Annotated in this window: 22 protein-coding genes; 15 read left to right on the top strand and 7 right to left on the bottom strand. The window is 49.9% G+C overall.

Annotated features, from left to right (window positions below):
- The first annotated feature begins 339 nt into the window (after positions 1-339).
- A complete protein-coding gene (locus WGC32_RS06595; protein WP_191482005.1) occupies positions 340-945 on the top strand; it encodes a helix-turn-helix domain-containing protein in 606 nt (201 codons plus the stop codon).
- A gap of 202 nt (positions 946-1,147) precedes the next feature.
- Here the strand turns inward: WGC32_RS06595 and WGC32_RS06590 are convergent, their stop codons facing one another.
- Positions 1,148-2,275 carry an ATP-binding protein gene (locus WGC32_RS06590; RefSeq protein ID WP_191482004.1) on the bottom strand — a complete coding sequence of 376 codons (1,128 nt, stop codon included), beginning with the start codon at positions 2,273-2,275 and terminating at the stop codon, positions 1,148-1,150.
- Between the two features lie 481 nt (positions 2,276-2,756).
- On the opposite strand from WGC32_RS06590, the gene gap reads away from it, so the two are divergent.
- From gap to glgA, 5 genes are all read left to right on the top strand, one after another.
- On the top strand, positions 2,757-3,776 hold the full coding sequence (gap, locus tag WGC32_RS06585; protein ID WP_191482850.1) for a type I glyceraldehyde-3-phosphate dehydrogenase: 1,020 nt from the start codon (positions 2,757-2,759) through the stop codon (positions 3,774-3,776).
- A gap of 334 nt (positions 3,777-4,110) precedes the next feature.
- Entirely contained in the window at positions 4,111-6,114 is a 2,004-nt protein-coding gene (gene glgB / locus WGC32_RS06580) for a 1,4-alpha-glucan branching protein GlgB (protein WP_191482849.1), read from the top strand.
- Between the two features lie 27 nt (positions 6,115-6,141).
- The gene (locus tag WGC32_RS06575) at positions 6,142-7,353 is read left to right on the top strand and encodes a glucose-1-phosphate adenylyltransferase (RefSeq protein ID WP_342681108.1); all 1,212 of its coding nucleotides are present in this window, start codon (positions 6,142-6,144) and stop codon (positions 7,351-7,353) included.
- Between the two features lie 3 nt (positions 7,354-7,356).
- A complete protein-coding gene (gene glgD / locus WGC32_RS06570) occupies positions 7,357-8,478 on the top strand; it encodes a glucose-1-phosphate adenylyltransferase subunit GlgD (protein ID WP_342681107.1) in 1,122 nt (373 codons plus the stop codon).
- Positions 8,479-8,551: 73 nt separating this feature from the next.
- On the top strand, positions 8,552-9,979 hold the full coding sequence (gene glgA, locus WGC32_RS06565) for a glycogen synthase GlgA (RefSeq protein WP_342681106.1): 1,428 nt from the start codon (positions 8,552-8,554) through the stop codon (positions 9,977-9,979).
- A gap of 151 nt (positions 9,980-10,130) precedes the next feature.
- On the opposite strand, the gene WGC32_RS06560 is transcribed toward glgA, so the two are convergent.
- Positions 10,131-10,829: a helix-turn-helix domain-containing protein gene (locus tag WGC32_RS06560; protein WP_342681105.1), complete on the bottom strand. Its 699-nt coding sequence runs from the start codon at positions 10,827-10,829 to the stop codon at positions 10,131-10,133.
- Positions 10,830-10,955: 126 nt separating this feature from the next.
- Between WGC32_RS06560 and WGC32_RS06555 the strand changes: the two genes are divergently transcribed.
- From WGC32_RS06555 to WGC32_RS06545, 3 genes are read left to right on the top strand one after another with little or no spacing between them, the layout of a single operon-like run.
- Positions 10,956-11,627 (top strand): histidine phosphatase family protein, encoded by a 672-nt coding sequence (locus WGC32_RS06555; protein WP_342681104.1) that lies wholly within the window; start codon positions 10,956-10,958, stop codon positions 11,625-11,627.
- 2 nt (positions 11,628-11,629) lie between these two features.
- Complete coding sequence (locus WGC32_RS06550) at positions 11,630-12,175, top strand: cob(I)yrinic acid a,c-diamide adenosyltransferase (RefSeq protein WP_342681103.1); 546 nt, start codon at positions 11,630-11,632, stop codon at positions 12,173-12,175.
- Between the two features lie 60 nt (positions 12,176-12,235).
- Positions 12,236-13,135, top strand: a complete 900-nt coding sequence (locus WGC32_RS06545; protein ID WP_342681102.1) for a DUF975 family protein — start codon at positions 12,236-12,238, stop codon at positions 13,133-13,135.
- A 97-nt stretch (positions 13,136-13,232) separates the two neighbouring features.
- On the opposite strand, the gene WGC32_RS06540 is transcribed toward WGC32_RS06545, so the two are convergent.
- Positions 13,233-13,472 (bottom strand): AbrB/MazE/SpoVT family DNA-binding domain-containing protein, encoded by a 240-nt coding sequence (locus tag WGC32_RS06540; RefSeq protein WP_191482841.1) that lies wholly within the window; start codon positions 13,470-13,472, stop codon positions 13,233-13,235.
- Between the two features lie 228 nt (positions 13,473-13,700).
- Between WGC32_RS06540 and WGC32_RS06535 the strand changes: the two genes are divergently transcribed.
- On the top strand, positions 13,701-14,330 hold the full coding sequence (locus WGC32_RS06535) for a nucleoside recognition domain-containing protein (RefSeq protein ID WP_342681101.1): 630 nt from the start codon (positions 13,701-13,703) through the stop codon (positions 14,328-14,330).
- Between the two features lie 11 nt (positions 14,331-14,341).
- Positions 14,342-14,854, top strand: a complete 513-nt coding sequence (locus tag WGC32_RS06530) for a spore maturation protein (RefSeq protein WP_342681100.1) — start codon at positions 14,342-14,344, stop codon at positions 14,852-14,854.
- Positions 14,855-14,899: 45 nt separating this feature from the next.
- Here the strand turns inward: WGC32_RS06530 and trpS are convergent, their stop codons facing one another.
- Together trpS and WGC32_RS06520 are read right to left on the bottom strand one after the other, a co-directional pair.
- Positions 14,900-15,928, bottom strand: a complete 1,029-nt coding sequence (trpS, locus tag WGC32_RS06525; protein ID WP_342681099.1) for a tryptophan--tRNA ligase — start codon at positions 15,926-15,928, stop codon at positions 14,900-14,902.
- 14 nt (positions 15,929-15,942) lie between these two features.
- Positions 15,943-17,130: an aminotransferase-like domain-containing protein gene (locus tag WGC32_RS06520; RefSeq protein ID WP_342681098.1), complete on the bottom strand. Its 1,188-nt coding sequence runs from the start codon at positions 17,128-17,130 to the stop codon at positions 15,943-15,945.
- Positions 17,131-17,427: 297 nt separating this feature from the next.
- Between WGC32_RS06520 and WGC32_RS06515 the strand changes: the two genes are divergently transcribed.
- The gene (locus WGC32_RS06515) at positions 17,428-19,755 is read left to right on the top strand and encodes a SpoIIE family protein phosphatase (protein ID WP_342681097.1); all 2,328 of its coding nucleotides are present in this window, start codon (positions 17,428-17,430) and stop codon (positions 19,753-19,755) included.
- 185 nt (positions 19,756-19,940) lie between these two features.
- Here WGC32_RS06515 and fba read toward each other — a convergent pair whose 3' ends face one another.
- Positions 19,941-20,879 (bottom strand): class II fructose-1,6-bisphosphate aldolase, encoded by a 939-nt coding sequence (fba, locus tag WGC32_RS06510; RefSeq protein ID WP_191482835.1) that lies wholly within the window; start codon positions 20,877-20,879, stop codon positions 19,941-19,943.
- A 134-nt stretch (positions 20,880-21,013) separates the two neighbouring features.
- A complete protein-coding gene (locus tag WGC32_RS06505; RefSeq protein WP_191482834.1) occupies positions 21,014-21,847 on the bottom strand; it encodes a DNA-3-methyladenine glycosylase 2 family protein in 834 nt (277 codons plus the stop codon).
- Between the two features lie 413 nt (positions 21,848-22,260).
- On the opposite strand from WGC32_RS06505, the gene WGC32_RS06500 reads away from it, so the two are divergent.
- From WGC32_RS06500 to WGC32_RS06490, 3 genes are all read left to right on the top strand, one after another.
- Positions 22,261-22,551, top strand: a complete 291-nt coding sequence (locus WGC32_RS06500; RefSeq protein WP_342681096.1) for a hypothetical protein — start codon at positions 22,261-22,263, stop codon at positions 22,549-22,551.
- Between the two features lie 193 nt (positions 22,552-22,744).
- On the top strand, positions 22,745-23,518 hold the full coding sequence (rlmB, locus tag WGC32_RS06495) for a 23S rRNA (guanosine(2251)-2'-O)-methyltransferase RlmB (RefSeq protein WP_191482832.1): 774 nt from the start codon (positions 22,745-22,747) through the stop codon (positions 23,516-23,518).
- Positions 23,519-23,557: 39 nt separating this feature from the next.
- Complete coding sequence (locus tag WGC32_RS06490) at positions 23,558-26,002, top strand: hypothetical protein (protein WP_342681095.1); 2,445 nt, start codon at positions 23,558-23,560, stop codon at positions 26,000-26,002.
- The last annotated feature ends 307 nt before the right edge of the window (positions 26,003-26,309 follow it).

Genomic DNA, 26,309 nt, shown 5'->3' with positions numbered 1-26,309 from the left:
TGCTTAAATCGAACGCTGCAACGAGAGGATGGCTAACAGTCTTTCACACGGACATACAAGCCCAAGGAGTGATTGGTCAGCCAGTTGCTCCTCTCATTGTAGCTTAGGCACGAGATGGAGGGAAAGCCGGACTGGCTGTCCGGCTTTCCTGTCCAAATTTATTGTAATAGGAGTGAATTTTCCGTCTGTAATGGGCTTTCATAACGGTTTGCTGCCAGAAAACCTGACAGCGGCCATCTAGAGTGATATCTACGCTCCGCAGATATGAAAAATTCTACGCTCCATATGTGTTAAACCCGCCGCTATCATATACAATGAGGGTAGAAAGGAGGAAAAGCGATGGATCAAATAAAAGTCGGTAAATTTATAGCCGAAACAAGAAAATCGCAAGGCCTTACACAACGGCAGCTTGCCGACGTGCTGTCTATCAGCGACAAAACTGTTTCTAAATGGGAGTGCGGAAAAGGGCTTCCAGAGGTATCCCTTATGCTGCCGCTATGCGGTGCATTGAATATCACCGTCAATGATTTGCTTTCAGGAGGGAGGGTCTCAGAAGCCGATTATCGAAAGAAAGCGGAGGAAAACATGATGAATTTGATAATAGAAAACCAAGAAAATAAAAAACGAATGGCATTGTCAATCGTTTGTGGGGTAATTACGATTATCGCTGTCTGTTCGCTTATAGTAATCGCATCTTATATTGAAATGCCTGCAGTTGCAAGAATAGCATTGATTGTGTTTGCTATTGTAACAGCAGCGGCAGGCATAGGTGCGGCGGCAGTGCTCGAAGTCAAGGCCGGCTATTATGAGTGCCCACATTGTAAAGCGCTTTTTGTTCCGACCATGGGTGAATATGTTAAGGGGTATCACACCTTGACAAGACGTAAATTGAAATGCCATGAGTGTGGGAAAACAGGTATGTGTAAACACCGGATTATAAGATAAACCAACAATTTTTCCACCGGCAAATGTTGCATCATAGATACAAAAATCCTCCGTATGAGTGCGATCATGCGGAGGATTAATTGTTTTATAGGCGCCGTTTTTAGACGGCTGCTTTTTTATATCGAGTATGATAAGATGCGACATTTTTCGTCAGAAAGACCGGAAGATATCGCATATCATAGAATGCGGGAATTGGGCCTTACTAATTTCTGAAGTCAATGAGGTCGGAAAAAATCACATTGACAGGAGAGAATTTGTCCTGAAGATAATCCAGGGAGGAAGCCTGGACATATTCAGGGTATTCACCGGTATCCCGGATGGGAATGGTGAAGATTACGGTGGTGCCGACGTGCTCCTTGGAATCGAGGGCGACGGTGCCACCGTGTTCTGTAATGATGAACCTGACCAGGGAAAGACCAATGCCTGCGTCGGCATAGAGCTCACCAGCCGGGTCGAAAGAAAAGTAAGGATCGAATACCCGAGGGATATAATCGGCGGGGATTCCATATCCTTGATCTTTCACAGATATGATGGCTTGTTTCCCGCTTACCGTACAGGTGAGGGAAATTTTGTTGTCTTCTTTGGTAAAGCGACAGGCATTAAGCAAAATATTGAGAAGAGCAACAGACAACTTTTCAGGATCGATCAGGGTGATGATCGGACATTTGGGAACTTCAAAGAAAAAGGGGATATCCAAAGTTTTGATCATCATGGCACAGGCTTCGCAGATATTTTTGATAAATCCCGCCAGATCAGCCCGTTTAAGGCTTAAAGAACTCAGCCCATTGGTATAGCGGGTGAGCTCTGTTATATTAGAACAAGCCCGCAGCAATTTGTAGCACATTTTGCGGATGCGGCCCAGCATCTGACTCGATTTAGGATCTTCCAGAAAGGGAGGACTCTGGGAAAGCATGGATACGATAGAAAAAATGATGTGGACAGGATCCCGGATCTGCGTGTTAAGTGTGTTGATGAGAATATCTGTCGTCGATTGAGCAAAAACGGTATCTTTAGCGACTGGGATGGTAGGAGGATGGTCGAACACGCAAAGAGCAAACAGAAAATGTTCCTCTTCCATATAAGGAAGAAAGCGCAGGACCGTTTGAGGGCCAGCAATGGAAGGAACAGAGAAGTCTACGGCTTTTCCTTCTAAAATATTTTTGGCCAGTTCTTCGCTGCCGCTGGGGATCCATTGGTGAAGGCCTCCGGGGACTTTCAGGCAGGGATGTACCTGATCCGCCACATCGTTGGTCCATAGGATATTGAGACCATTGTCAACCAAAACCGCAGGCAGGGTGGAGTGCTGATAAAGCCGTGTCACTGTGTCCATACTTCTTTGCAGGGAATCTGACACATCGGTGGATGTTGTATACAGAAAGATCACCTCCTTTTACCCAATTTCTATTATATACTTGTCCCTTATCAGATGTAAACTAGATTTGTCGAATTATGTAGAAAAACATCGAAATTCGGAGGAATGGGAAAAACTGTAAATGTAGGAAGGTAATCGACAGTTCCCGCTAAAAAGAACGGTTAGACGACCAAACCGACAGGTTTCATCTCTTAGCATTTTTTACGCTGTATATTAAAGTGCCGCAAAACTTAGTATCTCCCCAAAAAGGGAAAAAACCGGTGGAAATATCTGACCTGAGAATTTGTCGTCATTTTCACAAACTGCCGGAAAAGTCCGGGAAAAAGCGACAAAAATTGTATGAAGTTTTTGCATCTTTTCGGGGAGAAAGGCTTGTATCTTTTTTTGATTTGGTATAAAATATGACATGGACACTAAAATACTTAGGAGGAACTTACCTATGGCAATTAAAATTGGTATCAATGGTTTTGGCCGTATTGGAAGACTGGTTTTCCGTGCAGCAATGGCTCAGCCTGAGAAATTTGAGGTTGTGGGCATCAACGATCCTTTCATCGACAAGGATTACATGGTTTACATGACCAAATATGACACCATGCACGGCAAATTTGACGGCACTGTTGGCGTTGAGAATGACAAATTCACCGTCAACGGCAAAGCAATCGAAGTTTTCGGCTGCATGAATCCTGAAGAGATTCCTTGGGGCCAGGTAGGCGCAGAGTATGTTGTTGAGTCCACCGGCGTGTTCACCACCACCGAGAAGGCTTCTGCGCACATCAAAGCTGGCGCTAAGAAAGTTGTCATTTCTGCTCCCGCAAAGGACAAAGACACCCCGACCTTCGTTATGGGCGTTAACGATGACAAATATACCAAAGATATGCTGGTTGTCTCCAATGCTTCCTGCACAACCAACTGCCTGGCTCCTCTGGCCAAAGTAATCAACGATAAATTCGGCATTGTTGAAGGCCTGATGACTACTGTTCACTCCACTACTGCTACCCAGAAGACTGTTGACGGTCCTTCCAAGAAGGATTGGCGCGGTGGCCGTGCTGCAGCTGGCAACATCATTCCTTCCTCCACCGGCGCTGCAAAAGCTTGCGCTCTGGTTATCCCCGAAGTTAAGGGCAAACTGACCGGTATGTCCTTCCGTGTTCCCACTCTGGACGTTTCCGTTGTTGACCTGACTGTCCGCCTGGAGAAATCCACCACTTACGAGGAGATCTGCGCTGCTGTCAAAGAGGCTTCCGAAGGCTCCATGAAGGGTATCCTGGGCTACACCGATGAAGATGTCGTTTCTTCCGACTTCCTCACCGATCCCCGCACCTCCATCTTTGATGCAAAAGCAGGTATCATGCTCAACCCGAACTTTGTCAAGCTGGTTTCCTGGTATGACAATGAGTGGGGTTATTCTAACAAGGTCCTGATGCTGATTGCACGGATGGCTGAAGTTGACGCAAAATAACTTCGTTTTTTAAAAAGGAGCGCTGCGGCGCTCCTTTTTTATGCAGTGAAATGGAAATAAATTACATTTAAAGTAATTATATCCAACTGATTTCGACATAGGAATCGTTATATAATAAATAGGCTTTTTTAATTTTTGTGTTTAGATAAAATTGGGGGTCCAATAGTGGAAAAGTAAACCGGTGAGATGCTCGAAAATGGGCTTTCTTATTTGGCGAAAATCAACAATTTTGTTATTTTGTCATATAGATTATTAAGAAATTTTACACAATGACCAATTGAAATCACTTTAGAATGCTGTTAGAATAAAGATAATAGCAAAGGGGGAGAGAACGATGGCCAATACATCTAAAAAGAACAATGTGCCGCTCTATTTCTTCCATCAGGGCACCAACTTCAAAGCCTACGAGTATTTGGGTGCCCATCCGGCCAAACGGGGGCGTTCTGAGGGCGCGGTTTTCCGCACCTGGGCCCCCAATGCCCAGAGCGTTTCTATTGTCGGGGACTTTAATGACTGGAATCCTGAGAAGCACCCGATGAAAAAACTTAACGATGCGGGCACATGGGAGGGTTTTGTCCCCCGGGTCAAACAGTTTGATACCTATAAATACTGTATTATCACCCCCCAGGGCAAACAAATCCTCAAGGCGGATCCTTACGCCTTCCACAGCGAAACCCGCCCCTACACCGGTTCCAAATTTTATGATATTTCCGGCTTTGTATGGGGGGATGAAAAATGGATCCAAGCCCAAAAAGAGGCAAACCACTATCAGCAGCCCATCAATATCTATGAGATGCATTTTGGCTCCTGGAGGCAGAAGGAGAACGGAGATCCATACGCCTATGATGAGCTGGCGGAGCAGCTGGTGCCCTATCTTAAGGAAATGGGCTATACCCATGTGGAACTGATGCCCTTGGCGGAATATCCCTTTGATGGCTCCTGGGGATACCAGGTGACAGGATACTATGCCCCTACCTCCCGTTATGGGGAGCCCAAGGGTTTGATGTCTTTTATCAACACTCTGCATAAAAACAAAATCGGCGTCATTATGGATTGGGTCCCGGCCCACTTCCCCAAGGACGAGCACGGCCTCTATGAATTTGACGGCGGTTACTGTTATGAATACAGCGATATTCAGAAGCGGGAGCACAGCCATTGGGGTACCCGCATTTTTGACTTTGGGCGCAATGAGGTTATCAGCTTTTTGGTTTCCAACGCTATGTTCTGGGTAGAAAAGTACCATGTTGACGGCATCCGTGTAGATGCGGTAGCGTCCATGCTCTACCTGGATTATGGCAAGGAGGACTGGGAGTGGACGCCCAATGTCAACGGCGGTCGGGAGAACCTGGAAGCCGTGGAATTTCTGCGTACCCTCAACAAAGCTGTTCTTACAGAGCATCCGGAAGTGATGATGATCGCCGAGGAATCTACGGCGTGGCCTTTGGTCACCAAACCAACCTTTGTAGGGGGATTGGGATTCAATTTCAAATGGAACATGGGCTGGATGAACGACATGATTGCCTATATGTCCTTGGATCCCTTGTTCCGTTGTTATAACCACGACAAGATCACCTTCAGCCTCTGCTATGCCTTTGCGGAAAACTTTATCCTCCCCATCTCCCATGATGAGGTGGTCCATGGCAAATGTTCCCTCATTAATAAGATGCCGGGGGAATATGAGCAGAAGTTTGCCGGCGTCAGGGCTTTCCTGGGCTATATGTACTCTCATCCAGGAAAGAAACTCCTCTTCATGGGGCAGGAATTCGGCCAATTTATTGAATGGGATTACAAGAAGGGTTTGGACTGGATGCTGCTGGACTATCCCATGCATCAAAAACTGCGGGATTATGTCAAGGAGCTCAACCACTTCTATCTGAAAACAAAACCACTGTGGCAGGTGGACGACAGCTGGGATGGTTTCACCTGGATTTCTCATGATGACAACACCCAGAATATTATTGCCTTCAGGCGCATAGATGAGAAGGGGGACGAGATTGTCGTCGTCTGTAATTTCGCCCCTGTCAAGCGGGAGCATTACCGTATTGGTGTTCCTGATTATTGCAGCTTTAAGGAGCTGTTAAACTCCGATGATGTCCGTTTTGGCGGTACCGGAGTTTCAAATAAAGAACCTGTCAAGGTGGAGGACATTCCTCTGCACGGCTATGAAACCTCAATGGAAATCACGATTCCTCCGATGTCCACCGTTTACTTTAAAGGCCTGCGCAAGAGAAAACGGTCTAAGGTAAAGGTGTCGGCGGTACAGGTGAAGGATGAGAAAAAGCCGGCCAGGAAAAAGAAAAAGGAATCTGCAAAACAGGAAGACCCGCAAGCCCAATAGATGTTAGGAAAGATTGGAGGCCATCATATGTTTCGCAAAAAGGAAATGATCGCAATGCTTTTGGCGGGCGGACAGGGCAGCCGGCTCTATGCGCTGACCAGAAACCTGGCCAAGCCTGCCGTACCTTACGGTGGAAAATATCGGATTATTGATTTCCCGCTGTCCAACTGTGTCAATTCAGGAATTGATACAGTTGGCGTACTGACCCAGTATCAGCCCTTGGTCCTGAATGAGTACATCGGAAATGGACAGCCCTGGGACCTGGACCGGATCAACGGCGGCGTCTATGTGCTGCCCCCGTACCAGAAGAGCAAAGGCTCCGACTGGTATACGGGAACAGCGAATGCTATCTATCAGAATATTCCCTTTATTGAGCGGTATGATCCGGAGTATGTGGTTGTTCTCTCCGGCGACCATATTTACAAGATGGATTATTCCAAGATGCTCGCTTACCACAAGCAAAACAATGCTGACTGCACCATTGCAGTACTGGAGGTCCCCATAGAAGAGGCATCCCGCTTCGGCATCATGAACTGCAATGAGGATATGAGCATCTACGAATTTGAGGAAAAACCACCGGTGCCAAAGAGCAATTTGGCGTCCATGGGTATTTACATCTTCACCTGGTCCAAGATGAAAAAATATCTGGAGGAGGATGAACAGGATCCCAATTCCTCCAAGGACTTCGGGAAAAACATTCTGCCCAAGATGCTGGCGGATGGCCAACGGATGTTCGCTTGGCCCTTTGACGGGTACTGGAAGGATGTAGGAACCATTGATAGCCTGTGGGAAGCCAATATGGACCTGCTCGATCCCAATGTTCCTCTGGATCTGCGGGATCCCAGCTGGAGAATCTATGCAAGAAACCCCATCATGCCTCCCCATTACATAGCCAAAGGCGCGGTCGTACAGGATTCCATGGTGACCGAAGGCTGCAAGATTGAGGGAACGGTGGACTTTTCCGTCCTCTTTGCCGGTGTCACGGTAGAGCAGGGCGCTGTCGTTCGGGACAGCATCGTCATGCCAGGATCTGTGATTAAGGCGGGCGCAGTGGTGGAATACGCTATTGTAGCGGAAGACTGTGTCGTCGGAGAAGGCGCCCATGTAGGCAGACGGCCAGAAGAAACGGAAGACAAGGACGCTTGGGGTGTAGCGGTCATCGGCGCTGGAGTAAGAATTGGCGCTGGCGTGCAGGTTGGCCCCAAAGCGATGGTTGAACGGGATATTTTGGAGGTGTAAGCGATGAGGGACAACAGAGTACACGGTATAATCTTTTCCAATATGCACGATCACGCCCTCAGTGAACTGACAGAAAAAAGGACCATGGGTTCTATTCCCATCGGCGGCAGATACCGGCTGATTGACTTTATCCTGTCCAACATGGTCAATTCCGGTATTTCCGACATCGGCGTGGTGACTAAAAGCAACTACCAATCCCTCATGGATCATCTGGGCTCCGGCAGAGAATGGGATCTGGCCCGCAAAAAGGGCGGCCTTTGTATCCTGCCCCCCTTTGGACATGCAGGCTCGGGTATCTATCGGGGCAAACTGGAAGCCCTTCACGGAATTCTCGGTTACATACGTCATTCCCAGGCCAAATATTTTGTCCTGGCGGACTGTGACGTCATCGCCAACATCGATCTGAAAAAGGCTGTTGACCAGCATGTGGATACAGGGGCGGATGTGACAATCCTGTATAAGAAGGGGCTGAATATGCCGGAGACGGTACAGGAGTCCACTGTATTTGAAATCGACGATACCGGACGGGTAACCGATGTATTTATCAATCCCCAGACCTCTGGAGAGTGTAATATCAACCTGAATATGTACATCATCTCCAAAGACCTTTTGGAGAAGGTGATTACAGAGACTTCCAGCCGTAACCTCTACAGTTTCCGCAAGGACTTTTTACAGGCCAGTGTGGGCAAGCTCTGGTTCCAGGGGTATGAAGTGAAGGAGGAAGCTCGGAAGATCAACTGCATGAAGAGCTACTATGAGGCCAATATGGCCATGTTCGATGAGGACCTGAGAAATTCCCTGTTCCTTAAAGACCGCCCCATTTATACTAAGGTCCGGGATGAGGTGCCCACCACCTATGGCCTTAGCGCCAAAGTTTCCAACTCCTTGGTGGCCGACGGTTGCGTTATCGATGGAGAGGTGGAGAATTCGATTATTTTCCGTGGCGTCCAGATTGGAAAGGATGCCAAGGTGAAAAACTCCATTGTCATGCAGGGTACCACCATTGGAGAGAAGGCAAACCTGGACTATGTAATTATCGACAAGGACGTTACAGTCAGCGACAGCCGGATGCTAATGGGCTTTAGCACCTATCCCATCTTTATTTCCAAGGGAAGCATTGTATAAGACAGAGCTAGCAGGGTAAACCGCAATGATGCGGTTTACCCGTCGCTGTATCATCGTGAGAGGGGCGCGGAAAATGAAAATATTGTTTGCAGCAAGTGAAGCATTCCCATTCATGGCGTCGGGAGGTCTGGCAGATGTAGCGGGTTCTTTGCCCAAGGCGCTGTATAAGGACGGCCAGGACTGCCGGATTGTCATGCCGCTGTATGGAGATATCCGCAGTGAGCTGAAAGAAAAAATGAAGTATATTACCAACTTCACAGTTCCCCTCGCCTGGAGGCGGCAGTACTGCGGCGTCTTTGAGGCCCAGGTAGACGGTGTCACCTATTACTTCCTGGACAATGAGTACTACTTTAAGAGAAAGGGAATCTACGGTTTTTATGACGATGCGGAGCGTTTTTCCTTCTTCGCCAAGGCCATTTTGGAGATGCTCAACTACATCGACTTTGCGCCGGAGATTATCCACTGCAATGACTGGCAGACGGCATTGACACCGGTGTATCTCAACCTTTATTTCCGGCATAATCCCAAATTCCAAAACATCCGTACCGTCTTTACCATCCACAACATCCAGTACCAGGGCCGGTATGGCATGGAGATTGTGGAGGATGTCATGGGAATTCCCAAATACGCGGGCAGCATGGTGGAGTTGGAGGGCTGCTCCAATATGATGAAGGGTGCCATTGAGCAAAGCGATATGGTCACCACCGTCAGCCCCACCTACGCCTGGGAGATTACCGATCCCTGGTTTTCCCATGGTTTGGATGAGCTGCTCCGCCGGTACAACTACAAGCTGACCGGTATCCTCAATGGCATTGATGGGGATGTTTATAATCCTGAGACGGATCCCAACATTGTCCAAAACTACTCCGTCAAGACGGTGAGCAAGAAAAAAGTGGACAAAAAGGATTTGGTAGAAAGCTTTGGCCTGGAATACAAGGAAGAGATCCCGGTCATCGGCATGGTCGGCCGGATGGTAGCCCACAAAGGGTTGGATCTGGTCAAATATATCTTTGAAGATATGCTCCGTATTGGGGTGCAGTTTATCATCCTGGGCTCTGGCGACTATATCTTTGAGAATTTCTTTAATGAAATGCAGGCCCGCCATCCCCAGCAGGTGGGAGTAAAGGTTGGCTTCATTCCTTCTCTGGCCCGAAAGATTTATGCGGGAGCGGATATGTTCCTTATGCCCTCTAAGAGCGAGCCCTGCGGTCTGGCGCAGATGATCGCCCTTCGTTACGGCACCATCCCCATTGTCCGGGAGACCGGAGGCCTGAAGGATTCCATCAAAGACCTAGGTGGGGAAGGTGGCAACGGCTACACCTTTAAGACCTATAATGCCCATGATATGCTGGGCGCGATTCAGCGGGCGGTTGGGCTTTACCACTACCATGACAAGTGGAAAGACGCTGTGGTGAATGCCATGAAATGCGACTTTAGCTGGGCACGCTCTGCCGGAGAGTATATCAAAGTTTATAAACGGGTGCTGGGTATCAACGACTAATGCAGGTTGGCCGGCGTCTGAAAGTTTAACATCAATCAAAAAAGTCCCCGCTTCAAGCGGGGACTTTTTTATCAAAGATTTGTGACCAAAACGTTAAATGGGACGGGAAAACTTTATTTTCCCGGAAGAAGATGGTAGAATAAACAGGAGGCTATTTCTTTCCGCCCTGAATCTTGGATTCTGAATTTTGAATCAGGTTGAGCAGAGATGACGCAAACATAGGATAACGCCGTGAAATTTCCTCAGTGGTAAGGGATAGAGCTTCAATATTTTCCAGCGGCGCCACATCAGGGACATTCTCGTTGTCAATGCTAGCCTGGAGCCTTGCTTCGCAAGATTTCATGGCCGCGTCGGTAATATCCCGCGCCATGGATTTGGGTACGGTAAAAAGCCCTGCCTGGTTTCTCGGATTGGCGCTGTAAAGAGAGCGGAACATCTTATAAACCGCAAGCATCAGATAAGAAGACACCTCACTGACCACAGTTTTATTTTTGGTCAGGGATACCATGTCAAAGAGGATGTTGAGAGAATTGGACAGCAGTTTTTTATTGAGAGTAGGTAGAATGCTTCCTTTGATCTGATTTTCCTTCCCCAGCGCGTCGGGATCAGGAATATCCTCTACCGAGAGGGTGGCGCCGTTGCGGTCAGGGGAGCGGCCCAGCAGATAGTCGCAGGAGACATGATAATAATCAGCGCACCGGATGACAAAATCCAGTCCGCATTCCCGGATGCCCTTCTCATAGTGGGACAAAAGCGCCTGGGAAATTCCCAGATCACCAGCGGCCATTTTCTGGCTGATTCCCCGTTCTTTGCGAAGAAGCGTCAATATTCGCGGAAAGTCGGCATTCACCTAAATCCCCCCTCAACACCATCAATACATGTAGTAAATTATATTACAGGAGATACCTTTTGTAAAGACGTTTTTGCAAGGAAAATGTCGTTTTGTAAGAATAAATAAGTCCAGGGAGAGAAAATTATGATAACTTACAAGATCCATTTTATCCGCCATGGTCTTACCCAGGCCAATAAGGACGGCCGTTACATCGGCAGGACCAATACTCCCCTTTGTACAGAGGGGATGGATGAGCTGCGGTCCCTCAAGGAAACCTATGCGTATCCGAAAGTGCAGAAGGTATATACAAGTCCACTTCTCCGGTGCCGTCAGACGGCGGAGATCCTCTATCCCGATCATTGGACCCAGGTTGTAGAAGGGTTTATGGAATACGATTTCGGCGAATTTGAGGGAAAAACACTGGCGGATCTCAAAGACGACGAGAACTTTAAAAAGTGGCTGACCAGCGGATTAAAGACCACATTGCCCGGTGGGGAAAACGGAGAGGGTTTCCTTCGCCGGATCGTTTTGGGGCTAAGCGACGTGTTTGAGGATATGATGAAAAACAAGCTGACCTCCGTTGCCGTGGTGACCCATGGAGGCGTGATCTCCAGCCTGCTCGCAGGAGCGGGGGTTCCCAAGAGGGAGGCCATGGACTACGCAGTTGACAATGGCCGCGGTTTTACTATTGTAATGACCCCTCAAATGTGGATGCGGGACCGCTGCTTTGAGGTGTTTGACGTAGTACCCAAAGGGGAGAGAATTGGCTCCAATGTTGGGGCTTTTGACCAGTTTATCACATTGGAGGAGAAGTGACGATGCCAGATCTGAAGAAAGAAGTGCCGGAGGGTCTGGTTCATCTCTATATCGGGGATGGAAAAGGAAAGACCACCGCAGCGGTAGGCCTTGCGGTCCGAATGGCGGGAGCCGGGAAGAAAGTCCTGTTCTTTCAGTTTTTAAAAAGCGGAGATAGCAGCGAGATAGCTTCCCTGCGCCGGCTGGGCATAGAAACCGGCCATACCCCCAAGGTGGGAAAGTTTACCTGGCAGATGACGCCGGAGGAACTGGCTCACTGTCAAAAAGGGGTGCAGGAGTGTTTCGCCCGCGTAAAGGAGGCGGCCTGCGATGGCACTTACGGCTTGGTGGTCCTTGATGAGATTTTGGACGCCGTAGGCTGTGGCATGTTGGAGGATGATTGGCTCCAAGCCCTTTTACGTGAAAAGGCCCCTGCTACCGAGGTGGTCCTTACTGGGCGGAACCCTTCCCAAGAAGTGGAAGAGCTCTGTGACTATATTTCTGAGATCAAATGCATCCGCCATCCCTACCAAAAGGGGATTACGGCCCGCAAAGGCGTGGAATACTAAGCAAAGGAATGACGCTAGGAAAGGGGACCCATAGGTCAAGACCATGGGATGATGAGGACTATGCTGAGAAGAAAAATCAAAACAGACGCAAAAACGGCGCTGTGTAATAACTGGGGAAAAGCCATCTGCATCATGCTGGTATTTCTGGCGGTGTGGGTACTGTTTGCCCTGTTGGAGTCGGTGATTTCCGTTGCACTGGGCTTGCAGAGTTTCCAGCAGATGTTTGCTTTAGAGGGGCTTCCTCCGGAGCATCTGAATACAACGCAGATGCTTCTATCGGTAGCGATGCTGGTACTTTCTTTTTTGGTGCTGGCGCCCCTGACCACAGGAATGATCCAGTGGTATTATCGGTTGACAGAGGGAGAAAGTGAGGAGATCTCTACCATTTTCTCCATGTTCTCCACAGCAAAAATATATTTTAAGACCCTCTGGCTTCATCTGAATTTGACAGTGCGCGTCTTATGTTGGACGGTATTGTTAACCGGGCCTGGTGCGCTGGTCTTCTGGTGGGGATTGCGCACTTTGGGACGGGTTACAAACGATATGGGCAAAGCACTTGCCGTCACGGGCATGTTTTCTGGTCTTGTCCTTCTTGTACTAGGAATCATCTTTCTGTTAATTTTATCCACAAAATACCTATTGGCCTTGTTCCTCTATGTGGAAAGTCCCGATGTAAAAATTAGCGCCGCCATCCGTGCCTCCCGCCATTACACTCGAGGGCATCGGCTGGAGCTGTTTGCATTTTTTGTGTCTTTCCTGCCTTGGTATTTGCTGTGTATTATTCTTGTTCCCCTGCTGTATGTGGTTCCATATCTAAGTTGTTCTATGGCCCTTTATTCCAGATATCTGATCCAGTTGGGGCGCAACCGAGAGATGGAGGCCACCAAGGCATATGAGGCGCCGATTTATACAGAGGCGCCGGTAGTGGATGTCCATGACTTCGATGAAGAAAATGAATAGGGATAAAAAATGAAGGCAGCCGTTTTCGGCTGCCTTTTTGCATTTACATTGAGGATGAGCATAGACTTCACATCCTAGGGGAATTTTCCTGCAAAGCCTATTTTTTCAGTTCTTCCAAACAATTTTTGCAGATATTTTTCCCTTTGAAAGAGACGACATCGCTTGCGTTGTTGCAGAAAATGCAAGCGGGTTCGTATTTTTTCAGAATAATCTGGTTGGTATCCACATAAATTTCAAGTGCATCTCTCTCGTTAATATCCAGGGTTCTGCGCAATTCAATAGGCAGAACAATACGACCTAATTCGTCAACCTTCCGCACGATTCCGGTTGATTTCATAGTTTTTTCCTCCTTTTGACGTTTCTTACACCGATTCTGATGTTTTTGCATTTGCCTGCCCCTTAAATATAGCGGATTTTTGTAAATTTGTCAAATAATTACAACGATTTTTTTGAAAAAATTCATTTTTTATCAATGGAACCCTGTCTGAATGCAAAATATTGACCGGCTATTTTTGTAAAAGATAGACAGAAATTATCTAAAAAACCACATTTTGGGGGGATTACTATGATGAGCTGGATCTTTTGTATCCTGGTAGGGCTGTCATTTTTATTTGGGGCCTTGACGGGGCGGATGCCCCAGGTATCCCAGGCAGCAATCAGCTCCTGCTCGGAGGCGGTACAGCTGGTCATTACCCTCCTGGGAACCATGTGCCTCTGGAGCGGACTTATGAAGGTGGCGGACCAATGCCGGATTACCGACGGACTGGCACGGCTCTTTTCGCCTCTCAACAAGCGTATCTTTAAAGGATTGGATCAAAAATCCAAAGCAGCTAAGGCCATCTGCATGAATATGGCAGCCAATCTGCTGGGCCTTGGGAACGCCGCCACCCCTTTAGGGCTGACAGCGATGAGGGAACTGGAAAAAATTTCTCCCCAGCCTGGAGTGGCCAGCAACCATATGGTGACATTTGTGGTCCTCAACACGGCTTCTCTCCAGCTGATTCCCACCACCATTGCCGCTCTGCGCCTGGAGATGGGCTCTCAAGCCCCCTTGGATATTCTGCCGGCCGTATGGGTTACCTCCTTGTGCTCCATTGCGGCAGCCCTTTTTGCAAGCCGGATCTTCGGCATGCTGACCGGAGGCGGTAAAAAGGAGAAAAAGGAAAAAAGAAGCAGGCTGAAACCAGCGGCTTAGGGGGAAGGAGTATGACGGATTACATCATACCGGCCATCATTGTTTTCATTGTGGTTTACGCCCTCATCAAGGGCGTCCCGGTTTTTGATGTTTTTATTTCAGGGGCAAAGGAAGGCTTTGGAACGGCGACATCGGTGTTGCCGGCGCTGATCGGTCTGATGACTGCCATCGGTATGTTTAAAGCCTCCGGAGCCCTGGATATGCTGACCGCCGCTATAAGGCCCTTGGCCCAGATGGTCCACATTCCACCGGAGGTGGTGCCGCTGGCCATCGTCCGGCCTATTTCTGGATCAGGGGCGCTGGCTGTGTTTCAGGATATCCTCAAAAGCTATGGGCCGGACAGCCTCATCGGCCAGGTAGCCAGCGTCATGCAGGGCTCTACCGAAACCACCTTTTACACCATTGCTGTCTATTACGGAGTCACCAAGGTACAGCGCACCCGCCATACCCTGGCAAGCTCTTTGGTAGGAGACGTGACCGGATTTTTTATGAGCGCTCTCACCGTCCAGCTGATCCTTCGATAGGGATAAAAAGAGCACCGGGCCATGGCCCGGTGCTCTTTTATTTGTTTATTTGATGAATCCGACCTTTTTATAGACCTTGTCCAGTACCCGCTGGGAGATGGCCAGAGCCTGCTGGGCCCCCTTCTGGTAGCAGTCTTCTAGATAGGCTTTGTCCTTCATCAGCGCGTCAAAACGCTCCCGGACAGGGCGGAGGTGTTCGGCTACCGCTTCGCCAACGGCAACCTTAAAGTCCCCATAACCCTTGCCGGAAAACTCGTTTTGAATTTCTTCCAACGTCTTTCCGGTGACCACACTGTAAATGGTCATCAGATTGTTGATGCCGTCTTTGCCCTCCCGGTAGGCTACCTCCATTTCGGAGTCGGTCACCGCCCGTTTGAACTTTTTCACAATGGTTTCGGGCCGATCCAGAATAGAAATAAAGGCGTTGGGATTGGCGTCGGATTTGGACATCTTTTTGGTGGGGTCGGCCAGGGACATGATTTTGGCCCCCGCCTTGGGAATATAGGCGTCGGGAATGGTGAATACGTTGCCATAGACCCCGTTAAAGCGCTGCGCCACATCCCGGCAAAGTTCCAGATGCTGTTTTTGATCGATTCCCACCGGCACCAAATCCGCCTTGTAAAGCAGGATGTCGGCGGCCATCAGCACAGGATAATCAAAGAGTCCGGCGTTGATGTTATCGGCATACCGGGCGGATTTGTCCTTAAACTGGGTCATCCGGGAAAGCTCACCGAACTGGGTAAAACAGTTAAGAACCCAGGTGAGTTCTGCGTGGGTTTTTACATGGCTCTGGATAAAGGTGATAGACTTTTCCGGATCGATGCCACAGGCTAGGATGAGCGCATAGGCCTCCAGGGTATTTTGCCGCAGCTTCTGAGGATCCTGACGGACGGTGATGGCATGCATATTGACAATGGAATAGATGCAGTTGTAATCCTCCTGCAGGGTAACCCAGTTTTTGATGGCACCCAGGTAATTGCCCAGGGTCATGATGCCGGTGGGCTGAATGCCGGAAAAGATTACTTTTTTGCGGGCGGGAGTACCGCTTTCCGGTTGTTTGACAGTTTCGCTCATAGCAAAAAGCTCCTTTAGAACATTTCTTTGGTCAGCCGGCCTAAAATCTCACAGCCCTCAATGATCTTCTCATCGGTGGGAGTGGAGAAATTCATGCGGAAAGAGGTGGTCGGATCGGTGGCCTGTGCCATAAAGGCATTACCCGGCACCATGGCCACGCCGTTTTCTACAGCCTTCTGGCAGAAGCCGAGCATATCGCTGCCCCGAGGCAGGGTGCACCAGAGGAAAAGTCCTCCCTCCGGGTTGGTATGGGCCACATTGGGGCTGAAATGCTTGTCCATTTCAGAGATCATCAGTCCGCATTTTTTACGGTAAATCTCCCGCAGATTCGCAATGTGCTGATCAAAATCATACTCCGCCAAGAACCGCTCACAGATCATCTGGCTAAGGATGGTCGTATGTACGTCGGTGCACTGTTTGGCCACCACAATCTTGCCCATAAGATTTTTATTGGCGACCAAGTATCCCACCCGCAGGCCGGGGGAGAGGACCTTGGAGAAACTGCCGCAGTAGACGACCAGCCCATCCTCATCCAAGGTTTTGATGGAGGGGACATCCTCGCCGCGGAAACGCAGTTCGCCATAGGGATTGTCTTCTAAGATGATGACGCCGTATTTTTTGGCCAGAGCATAGACGGCCTTTCTCTTCTCATAGCTCATGGTAATGCCGGAGGGATTCTGGAAGTTGGGGATGAGATACATGAGCTTGGTATTGGAATTTGCCTTCAGCGCCTCTTCCAGTTTTTCGATGTTGATACCGTCTTGGTCCATCGCAACGCCCACCAGGTTGGCGTTATAGGAGCGAAGGGTATTGAGTGCTCCTACAAAGCTGGGGTTTTCCACAATGATGGTATCCCCTTCGTTGCAAAGGCATTTGCAGACCAGATCGATGCCCTGTTGGGCGCCGGAAACGATGATGAGATCGTCGTCTTCCCCCATGACGCCGTACCGGCTGCGGCACATTTCCTTCATCATGTCCCGCAGGGGAGGATACCCTTCGGAGATGGAATACTGAAGGGCGCCGATGGGATTTTGTCCCATAATTTCAGCGGTAATTTTTTCTACCGCCTCACAGGGGAAGGCCTCAGGCGCCGGATTGCCAGCGGCAAAGGAGATGATATTGGGGTCAGCCGTAGCTTTCAAAATTTCCCGGATGGCAGAAGGCTGCAGCGCCTCCATTTTATCGGAAAATGTATAATTCATAGGGGTCATCCTTTCTGATAATTTAACAGAATATTATTACATTTATTTTATCACAATCCAGAACTGGTGAAAAGGGAATCTTTCACAATTTGATTTTCATAGCGTCCCTTCTTGATCGAAAAGACAAAATTTTCCCGCCTTTTAGGGCGATCACCGTCAAACAGACAAAAAAATCGGTGGGATTGTGACAAGGTTTTCCGCTGGGACAGGCTATAATTACATCAAAAGGAAATAATTTCCAAATAATCATCCTATGCTTTTGATTTCACATTTATTCCAGAAAGGGAGGGAGAACAGATGAAGAACATGCCAGCTACCGCTTCGGGAATTTCAGAGAAGATTTCTGATTTTCTACGGGAACATCGGATGGTTTTCCTGTTTCTGCTGACGGCGCTGCTGGGATATATTTTTGCCAATGCGGTGATGATTGAATCCATCGCTCCTTTTGGGGTGGCATTTGCCGCCGCCATGAGCTATGATTACGCCATCGCAGCTTTTGCGGGAACCCTCATCGGTTACTTGGTACCAATCACCAGCGATTCCAGCATGAAATATGTGGTGGCAGTACTCATTGTCATCGGCGTCCGCTGGACCCTCAATAAGATTCGGCCCTTGCGCCGCAACGTGGCGTTTTCCTGTGCGGTAGCTTTTGCCGCTCTGTTTGCCACCAACATCCTGGCCATGCCCCAGATCGAGATTTTCTCTGTCATCATGGCCTTCGCCGAAGGAGCTCTGGCTGCCGGCAGCACCTATTTCCTCGCCAAGGCCCTGGAATTGATGGATACCACCAAGAGCCTGGGGGAATTTTACAGTGCCAGCGCGCCCTGCCTCATCATCTCCCTGGGGATCCTGCTCATGGCTCTGGGATCTATGCAGATTGGCGGATTTTCCATCGGTCGGATGATATGCGTCCTGGTGACCCTGATTGCCGCCTTTTCTCTGGGTGGGCCCGGCGGAGCGGTTACTGGTATCTCTACCGGTGTTGCCATGGGGCTCATTAGTCAGCAGTACGGACATCTGGTCATGTCCTATGGTTTAGGCGGCCTTCTGGCGGGGGTCTTTTCCTCCTTTGGGAGGGTGGCCTCCTGCGGCATCTTCATTGTGGTCAACGCGGTCAGTGCCTTGGTCTCCGGCGCAGGCCTGGATGTCTATTCCACCCTTTATGAGGTCTTTGGCGCCACGGTTGTTTTTATGTTCCTTCCGGCGTCTGTTTTTACCTCGGTCCGGGAGCTTGCCCAGCCCCATGTGGATCCTAACCGGCTGCTGGACATTAAAAATATTGTGGCAGGCAGGCTGCACTTTGCTTCCACTGCCATGACGGATATTGCCAAGACGACCCGGGCGGTGTCGGACAAGCTGACCAAACTGAGCGCCAGCGACATCAGCACCGTCTACAATCGGGCGGCGGATAAGGTCTGCGCCCGGTGCGGGATGAACGCTTTCTGCTATGAAACCAATTATACCAACACCATCGATGCCTTTAACAACATGGTAGCAGGGCTCAAGGAACAGGGCAGTGTTTCCAAGGAGGATGTGCCAGAGCATCTGGTCAAACGCTGCTGTAAGCTGGAGGAGCTTTTGGAGGAAATTAATCATAACTACAGCCACTATCTGACCGAGGCAGCCATGGGCAGAAAGGTGACCCAGATCCGCGGGGTGGTCACCGACCAGTTTGAGGGCATCTCCATGATGCTGGACGCCATGTCGGCGGAGATGGCGGATATCCGCAGCATTGATGGGGAGATGGTCAAAAATGTGACAGAGGTCATGAAGAAAAATGAACTGGAGCCGCTCTATGTCAATTGCTATGAGGACCGCTTTTCCCGAGTGACGGCGGAGGTGACCATCCGGGACCGGCAGCGGCATAGGATTTCAAAAAAGAATCTGACCATGGATCTGTCGGAAATCTGTGAGCGGGAGTTTGACTATCCGATTATCCAGAACGCCGATGACATGATCAAGCTCACCTTTATGGAAAGCCCCAACTTTGTGGCCAGATGGTCCATCGCCCAGCACAACGCGGGAGGGGCTAAGCTCTGCGGGGACGCCTATGACTGCTTTGTGGACAGCAAGGGCCGGGCCAATCTGATCATCAGCGACGGCATGGGCAGCGGGAAGCGGGCTGCGGTGGACGGCGCTATGGCGGCAAGGCTGATCTCTGAACTTCTGAAGGCAGGCGTTGACTACGACGCGGCGCTCAAGATGGTCAATTCCTCCCTGCTCATCAAATCCGGAGAAGAATCTCTGGCCACTCTGGACATTGTTTCCATCGACCTATTTACCGGCATTGCCCAATTTATGAAGGCAGGGGCCGCCCCCACCTTTGTGCGGCACGGAAATAAGGTGGTCAGGATAGAAAGCTCCTCCCTGCCGGCGGGGATACTCATGGGCGTCGGTTTTGAGAAGAAGAGTATGACTTTGGGAGACAACGACCTGGTGGTCATGGTCTCCGACGGATGCCTGGCTCCTGACGAAGAGTGGATTCAGGCGGAAATTGAAACTTATGGAAAAAAGGATGCGGAGGAGCTGACCCAGAGGCTGATTACCCAGGCCCAAAAGCGGCAGCCTGATGGACATGATGACGATATTACCGTCATTGCCGCTAGAATTTCCCGGGTTTCCTAGATGATTTTTGCGATCCTCTTATTTATCGTATAGTTCCCCATGAACGCCAAGTTCATGATCCCTTCCCATCCCCTCTATACAGAAAGAAGGCTGCCCTCAAGCAGCCTTCTTTCTGTATCTGGAAAAGACAATAAGAAAAACCGGCGGACGATTGTCCGCCGGTTTTATTGGATCAGGAAATATTCTTACGCTTTGCCAGCGCAGCCCAGTACAGTATTAATCTTGTGGGCTACCATATCTTTGATAGCGGTACGGGCCGGGGCCAGGTACTGACGCGGGTCAAAGTGGCTGGGATTCTCAGCGAAGTATTTGCGGATGGTGCCGGTCATTGCCAGACGCAGGTCGGAGTCCACGTTGATTTTGCATACCGCCATGGTTGCGGCCTGGCGGAGCATATCCTCGGGGATACCGATGGCGTCGGGCATCTGGCCGCCGTATTTGTTGATCATTTCGACAAATTCAGGAATGACGGAGGAAGCACCGTGCAGAACAATGGGGAAGCCGGGCAGACGTTTGCCGACCTCTTCGAGAATATCAAAGCGCAGCTGAGGTTTCTGGCCGGGTTTAAATTTGTAGGCACCATGGCTTGTCCCGATAGCAATAGCCAGGGAATCAACGCCAGTCTGCTCAACAAAAGCCTGAACCTCTGCGGGATTTGTATAAGAAGCATCTTCTGCGCTAACGTTAACTGCATCCTCGATGCCAGCCAGACGGCCGAGCTCCGCCTCTACAGTAACGTTATATTTATGGGCATATTCTGCTACCTTGTGTGCCAACTCAACGTTCTCCTCAAAGGGAAGGTGAGAACCGTCGATCATAACGGAGGTAAAACCGCCGTCGATGCAGTCTTTGCACAGCTCAAAGGAAGAGCCATGATCCAGGTGCAGGGCGATGGGGATGTTGGGGTTTTCCTGCACTGCGGCCTCTACCAATTTGACCAGATAGGTGTGGTTGGCATATTTACGGGCACCAGCGGAAACCTGAAGGATAACCGGAGCGTTTAGCTCCTGACAGGCTTCGGTAATGCCCTGGACGATTTCCATGTTGTTGACATTGAATGCGCCGATTGCGTAACCGCCGTCGTAGGCTTTCTTGAACATTTCCCTTGTATTTACTAATGCCATTGGAATCACTCTCCTACATGTTGATGTAATTTTATTATACCATAGTTTAGGAAAAGAACCAAGGAAAATCGTAGCTTTATTTAGACTTTTGACATAAAAATGTCAGGAATTTATCTGTCACTTCTGCTTAAAGTTTATTTTTGACCGAAGAGCTGGGGGTGGCAGCGGCTGTAGTGGAACAGATACTGCTGAGCGATGCCCTCGATGCCCTGGGTACAGGCAGGCAGCCCCTGGGGATACAGGGTGGTGACGCATTTTTTCATCCAAACGTCCATGGGGCAGCACTCCATCCGGCCAAAACCGTAAAGCAGCGCGCATTCAGCCACTTTGGGCCCCACACCATGAATCTGCATCAGTGTTTCCCGGGCCGTTTCCACATCCATGGTTTCCACCTGGGTAAGGTTAATCTGTCCGCTGGCCACCTTCCGGGCCGCATCCACCAGGTATTTAGCGCGAAATCCGCACCGCACCGGCCCAAGGTCATCGGGGGAAAGCTCCGCCAGCCGATGGGCGCTGGGAAAGGCGTATCCCCCTTCAACCGGTTCTCCAAATTGCTCGCATAGCCGGCGGACCAATCCTTTGATCCGCTTAATGTTGTTGTTCTGGCTGAGGATAAAGGAGCACAGGGCTTCCCAGTGATCCTGGTGAAGAATGCGGATACCGGGTGCAAAGCGGGCGGCTTCGGCCAAAATGGGGTTCTGGGAGAGCCGCTCTTTTAAAGCGCCATAGTCACGATCTAGGTCGAAGTAGGACCGCCATAAGGCATTGAAGTCCTCTGGTGTGATGTCAAAAAAGGATATAGTGTCGCCCTCTTGCGAAACCCGGCAATATTTTCCAAAGGCAATGCCGGAGAAACTGCCATCTTCTAGCATCTCCCAACGGAAGCATTGACCGCAGTCTAGGGTTTGAGCGAGGTCAAAATCAGGACAATGGATTTTTACAACAGGTTCGGCCAAACATAGGGGCATGAATTCGATCCCTTTCTTTTTCTTTCGATGTTGATTTTTCAATTATAGCATGAAAACGACAGGATCACCATGTCCCTTCCAGCAATTGCCCCATTTGGATAGGGAATGACAGGAATGTCGAAAGAAGATGTTGGGAATGAAAATGCGATGTAAATTTTCTTTCCACCATCCGCTTTCCACAAGTTCCACAAGGGGATTTTTTTGAAAATACCAGCATCTTTTCAGTCGCTTACCTAGCTTTTCCACATTTTCCACATGGTTTTCCACTGTTTTTTGTGGATTGTGGGAAGAAGGATAAAAAGAGGGGCACAGAGGATGATAAAATCCTGAATGGGAAACTGCATAGGCAGGAAAGAACTGGAGCAAAATAGAGGTAGATTTTATCCGGTAGGTCCGGGGAGAGGGTGGTAGAAATGCTCAAAGGAGTCAACAAAAAGGTGGTTGAGGTGGTCAACCCAGAAAATGAATGTTTTGAGCGGGTGATTTTTATCTTAAAGGACAGCGCGTCTCGGGAAAGTGAAGCCCATTTAGCCCAAAAAGCGGCAAAATACATCGATTTGGTGAAAAAAGAGGCGCCAGCAGCCATGGCCTGTACATTGCCGGTCCTTCCAAAGGCGCGCCGGTTTTCCCGGAAAAAACTGCTCCTCCTCGCCGCGATGATTCTGGTTATAGCCGGAATTCTATTGACCCTGCTTCTGCTGTAGACATGTATTTTTTGCAACAAAGGGGAGAATATGGGGAATTTTCGGTTTTTATTTGAGGCAACCTATGGTATAATATCCCCATATGGACAGTTTTACCCAAGCAGGGCAGAGGCTGGCCTAAACCCGGCCTGTAGGGGCGGAAAATGAAACTGTCCCGCCGTTTTCGGCGGTATGCAGGCGGTGGGAGGACATAATGGAAACAGCAGAGAAAAAACAGAGACAGCATCCTGACATAGTGGCCGGAAGGAACGCAGTTTTGGAGGCCCTTCGGTCAGGGAGGACGATTGACAAAATAGATATATTGGCAGGCGAGGGCAAAGGCAGTATCGGAAAGATTGCTGCTATGGCAAGACAGGCAGGCATCCCGATTCGGGAGACCAGCGCCCAGAAGCTGGATAAGCTCTGTCCCGGGGTTAACCACCAAGGGGTGGTAGCTTTTGTAGCTGCCCATGATTATGCCACCTTGGACGATATTTTTGCAAGGGCCCAGGCCCAGGGGGAAGCGCCTTTCCTCCTCATTGCCGACGAGCTGGAGGATCCCCATAACTTGGGCGCCATCATCCGGACGGCGGAGGCCTGCGGTGCCCACGGGATCGTGATCCCGAAACGGCGCAGCGTGGGGCTGACCTCCACGGTGTACAAAACGGCGGCCGGCGCCTGTGAGTATCTGCCGGTGGCCCGGGTATCCAACCTGGCCTCTGCCATCGACGAGATGAAGCAGCGGGGCCTGTGGATTTATGGCGCCGATATGGACGGCGAGAACTGGTGCAGCCAGGACTATACCGGCGGCGTGGGATTGGTCATCGGTGCGGAAGGTTTCGGCATCAGCCGCTTGATCAAGGAAAAATGCGATTTTATTGTCAGCCTTCCTATGTGTGGGAAGATTTCTTCCCTCAACGCATCGGTGGCGGCAGGAATTTTGATGTACGAGGTGACGCGGCAGCGCCGGCATATTCCGGCGAAATAAGCGGCGATGAAGTTGTGATGGGAAGTGAAAGGGAATAAAATGGACAAAAAATACAGCGTAGACGATATCCTCAATGAGGTCAAAAGAAAACGAGAGCGGGAAGCGGTGGCGACGCCCACAAGACCGGCAGAAAAGATGACGGAGGAAGAGGCGTTTCATTTTGACGGGGAGGCTTTCGAGTCCGCCAAAGAGGAACCCGTTCCTCAAGAAGGGCCGGAGCCTTTACATCAGCCTCCCAAAGAACCAGAAGATGTAAAAAAAACGCCGGTGAGGGAGAAATCCCCTCGACAAGCTGCTATGGAGGATTTTACCTCCCGTTTTTCCCAGGAGTTTGTGCCACCAAAACCACAGGCCCATGTGAAGGTAGAAAACACGGAACCAGCTGCCCCTCAGGAGTCGGCTTCCCCAGCGATACATACCGCCGGGGAAGAGAAAAAGGAGGTTTCGTCGCCAGAAGGGAAGCGGGAATCATCGGCGGAGACTGCGGACGGATTTCACTTTGAGACCCCGGAGAAACCGGCATTTACCTCTTTCTTTACAGAGGATGAGGCTCAGAACCAACAGGCCCAGATTGGCTTTACCCGGGTGGTGGATGGAGAAAAGGTCCACACCATCGACGAAAAGGTCATTGAGCAGCATCAGGCGGTGCAGAAAAGCCGGGAGAAAAAAATCCAGGATTTCGTCTTGTTTTCCGATGAGGAGCCGGAGAACGATCCGGAGGAGGAATACCGGGATCCGGAACCACAGGAGGAGATCGACGACTATTATTCCAAAGAGGACAAGCCGTCGATCATCCATGATCTGAGCAACCTGCACACCTCGCTTTTCATCCGCATCTGTGTGGTAGGGCTGATGTGCCTTTTCAGCGGCTATCTTACAGCGGCAGAGTCTTTGTCCCTGCCCATACCGGCGGCCATCAGTCCGGCTACGGCGCCGCAGATTTACGTAATCTGCCAACTGGCCCTGGTGCTGATCGGCGCTGTGATCTGTCACCAAACGGTAGGGGGAGGTATGATCTCCCTGCTGAAACTGCGGGCGGACAGTGACAGTTTGACGGCCCTGGCCACCCTGTCGGTGATCATCGGATGTGTAGCCACCGTCATTGCCCCTGAAAGTTTCGGCTCGTCCACGGTACACCTTTATCCCATCGTCGCCCTGTTGGGACTATTCTTTAACACCTTGGGCAAGCTGCTGATTGTCCGAAGGGTGGCGGTCAACTTCCATATTGTCTCTGCCGACGGGGAAAAGTTCACCCTTTCCCGGGTGGAGGATGAAAACGTCGCCTTTGAGCTGACCCGAGGTATGGGGATTACCAAGCCCGATGCCGCTGTTTCGGTGAAAACCCATTTCCTCTCCAACTTCCTGGAGTATTCCTATTGTGAGGATGTCACCGACAATGTCAGCCGCATTTTGGCACCCATCAGCCTGATCGGCGCCCTGGTGGTTTCCATCTCCTGCTATTTCTTGGATAAGAGCGTGTTTGAGTGCATCACCATCTTTAGCTCTATCCTTTGCATCTGTGCCCCATTTACCGCCATGCTTATTGCGAATCTGCCTCTTTATAAAGCGGCGAAACGGCTCTCAAAAGAGGGCGGTATGGTCTCGGGGTACCGGGCCATCGAGGAGTTTTCTGATATCAACGCTGTAGTGGTTTCCGCCAGCGACCTATTCCCCAAAGGCTCTGTCATGCTCCATGGGATCAAGACCTTTGGCCAGCGCCGCATTGACGAAGCTATCCTGGACGCGGCCAGCGTGGTGTGCTCCTGTGAGACTACATTGGCGGACATCTTTTTGCAGGTCATTGAGGGAAAACAGGATATCCTTAAGCCGGTGGACTCTGTGGTCTATGAGGATGGGATGGGACTTTCTGCCTGGGTGGATTCCAAACGGGTGCTCATCGGCAACCGGGAGTTGATGCTCAACCACGGTGTGGATATCCCTTCCAAAGATTATGAGGAGCGCTATGCCAAGGACGGCCGAGAAATCCTGTATCTCTCCAATTCCGGGGAGCTGACGGCCATGTTTATCCTCAGCTATAATCCTTTAGAGCATATCCGGGATGCGGTGGATGAGCTGGTAGAAAGCAATATGGTGCTTTTGGTGACCACCAATGATCCGAACATAACGGCTCAAAAGATATCCTCCCTTTTTGGTGTTGGCATCGAATATGTGAGCATTCTTTCCACCCGCCTGCGGGAGGATTTACGGGATATGCAGAAGGTGAAGGCAAAGACGCCGGCCTCCATTGCTTTTGCCGGCAAGTTTTCTGTGTTGACCGATACGCTGTCATCCCTGTTTGCCATCCGCAGTTCCATCAATATGGGGCTCATTATCCAAACAGTGGCGGTGGTTATCGGCTATGGCCTTTCGGTATTCTTCGCCTACTTTGGCGGCATGGCCCAACTCAGCGTACTGTCCGTCCTAGTTTATCAGGTGTTCTGGCTTATTGCTGTATTCATCCTCAACATTGTCAAAAAAGTATAAGGTGCAGAGGCCTCCGCAAAGACGCTTGCGGAGGCCTCTTTAATACGTGGGCTGAGACACCCTTATTCCCATAAAATTGGTTTTAGTAATCTCAACAGCGGGAATTTCTACATTATGCACAAGGGTGTGGAAACGTTTTTGGCAGGACAGAACAGCTTTTTTGCAAAATTTCGATTGATTAATCGGTCAACCTTGTGTATAATATACACGATAAGTCTGAATTATGCGGAGTAATTTTATCGAATTTAGACAATAAATCTTCGCCGCTCTTGTACGTATAGCTTTTTTTCGGAGAGCTTTGTCGGTA

Source organism: Zongyangia acetica (genome assembly GCF_038739695.1).
Taxonomy (GTDB): domain Bacteria; phylum Bacillota; class Clostridia; order Oscillospirales; family Ruminococcaceae; genus Zongyangia; species Zongyangia gallinarum.
Note: the sequence above shows the minus strand (reverse complement) of the source record. Positions and strands in the feature narration are given on the sequence as shown.

Bases quoted from the DNA above. Each gene is read 5' to 3' on its own strand.
- WGC32_RS06595 (WP_191482005.1), top strand. From the start codon at position 340: ATGGATCAAATAAAAGTCGGTAAATTTATAGCCGAAACAAGAAAATCG.
- WGC32_RS06590 (WP_191482004.1), bottom strand. From the start codon at position 2,275: ATGGACACAGTGACACGGCTTTATCAGCACTCCACCCTGCCTGCGGTT.
- gap (WP_191482850.1), top strand. From the start codon at position 2,757: ATGGCAATTAAAATTGGTATCAATGGTTTTGGCCGTATTGGAAGACTG.
- glgB (WP_191482849.1), top strand. From the start codon at position 4,111: ATGGCCAATACATCTAAAAAGAACAATGTGCCGCTCTATTTCTTCCAT.
- WGC32_RS06575 (WP_342681108.1), top strand. From the start codon at position 6,142: ATGTTTCGCAAAAAGGAAATGATCGCAATGCTTTTGGCGGGCGGACAG.
- glgD (WP_342681107.1), top strand. From the start codon at position 7,357: ATGAGGGACAACAGAGTACACGGTATAATCTTTTCCAATATGCACGAT.
- glgA (WP_342681106.1), top strand. From the start codon at position 8,552: ATGAAAATATTGTTTGCAGCAAGTGAAGCATTCCCATTCATGGCGTCG.
- WGC32_RS06555 (WP_342681104.1), top strand. From the start codon at position 10,956: ATGATAACTTACAAGATCCATTTTATCCGCCATGGTCTTACCCAGGCC.
- WGC32_RS06550 (WP_342681103.1), top strand. From the start codon at position 11,630: ATGCCAGATCTGAAGAAAGAAGTGCCGGAGGGTCTGGTTCATCTCTAT.
- WGC32_RS06545 (WP_342681102.1), top strand. From the start codon at position 12,236: ATGCTGAGAAGAAAAATCAAAACAGACGCAAAAACGGCGCTGTGTAAT.
- WGC32_RS06540 (WP_191482841.1), bottom strand. From the start codon at position 13,472: ATGAAATCAACCGGAATCGTGCGGAAGGTTGACGAATTAGGTCGTATT.
- WGC32_RS06535 (WP_342681101.1), top strand. From the start codon at position 13,701: ATGATGAGCTGGATCTTTTGTATCCTGGTAGGGCTGTCATTTTTATTT.
- WGC32_RS06530 (WP_342681100.1), top strand. From the start codon at position 14,342: ATGACGGATTACATCATACCGGCCATCATTGTTTTCATTGTGGTTTAC.
- trpS (WP_342681099.1), bottom strand. From the start codon at position 15,928: ATGAGCGAAACTGTCAAACAACCGGAAAGCGGTACTCCCGCCCGCAAA.
- WGC32_RS06520 (WP_342681098.1), bottom strand. From the start codon at position 17,130: ATGAATTATACATTTTCCGATAAAATGGAGGCGCTGCAGCCTTCTGCC.
- WGC32_RS06515 (WP_342681097.1), top strand. From the start codon at position 17,428: ATGAAGAACATGCCAGCTACCGCTTCGGGAATTTCAGAGAAGATTTCT.
- fba (WP_191482835.1), bottom strand. From the start codon at position 20,879: ATGGCATTAGTAAATACAAGGGAAATGTTCAAGAAAGCCTACGACGGC.
- WGC32_RS06505 (WP_191482834.1), bottom strand. From the start codon at position 21,847: ATGCCCCTATGTTTGGCCGAACCTGTTGTAAAAATCCATTGTCCTGAT.
- WGC32_RS06500 (WP_342681096.1), top strand. From the start codon at position 22,261: ATGCTCAAAGGAGTCAACAAAAAGGTGGTTGAGGTGGTCAACCCAGAA.
- rlmB (WP_191482832.1), top strand. From the start codon at position 22,745: ATGGAAACAGCAGAGAAAAAACAGAGACAGCATCCTGACATAGTGGCC.
- WGC32_RS06490 (WP_342681095.1), top strand. From the start codon at position 23,558: ATGGACAAAAAATACAGCGTAGACGATATCCTCAATGAGGTCAAAAGA.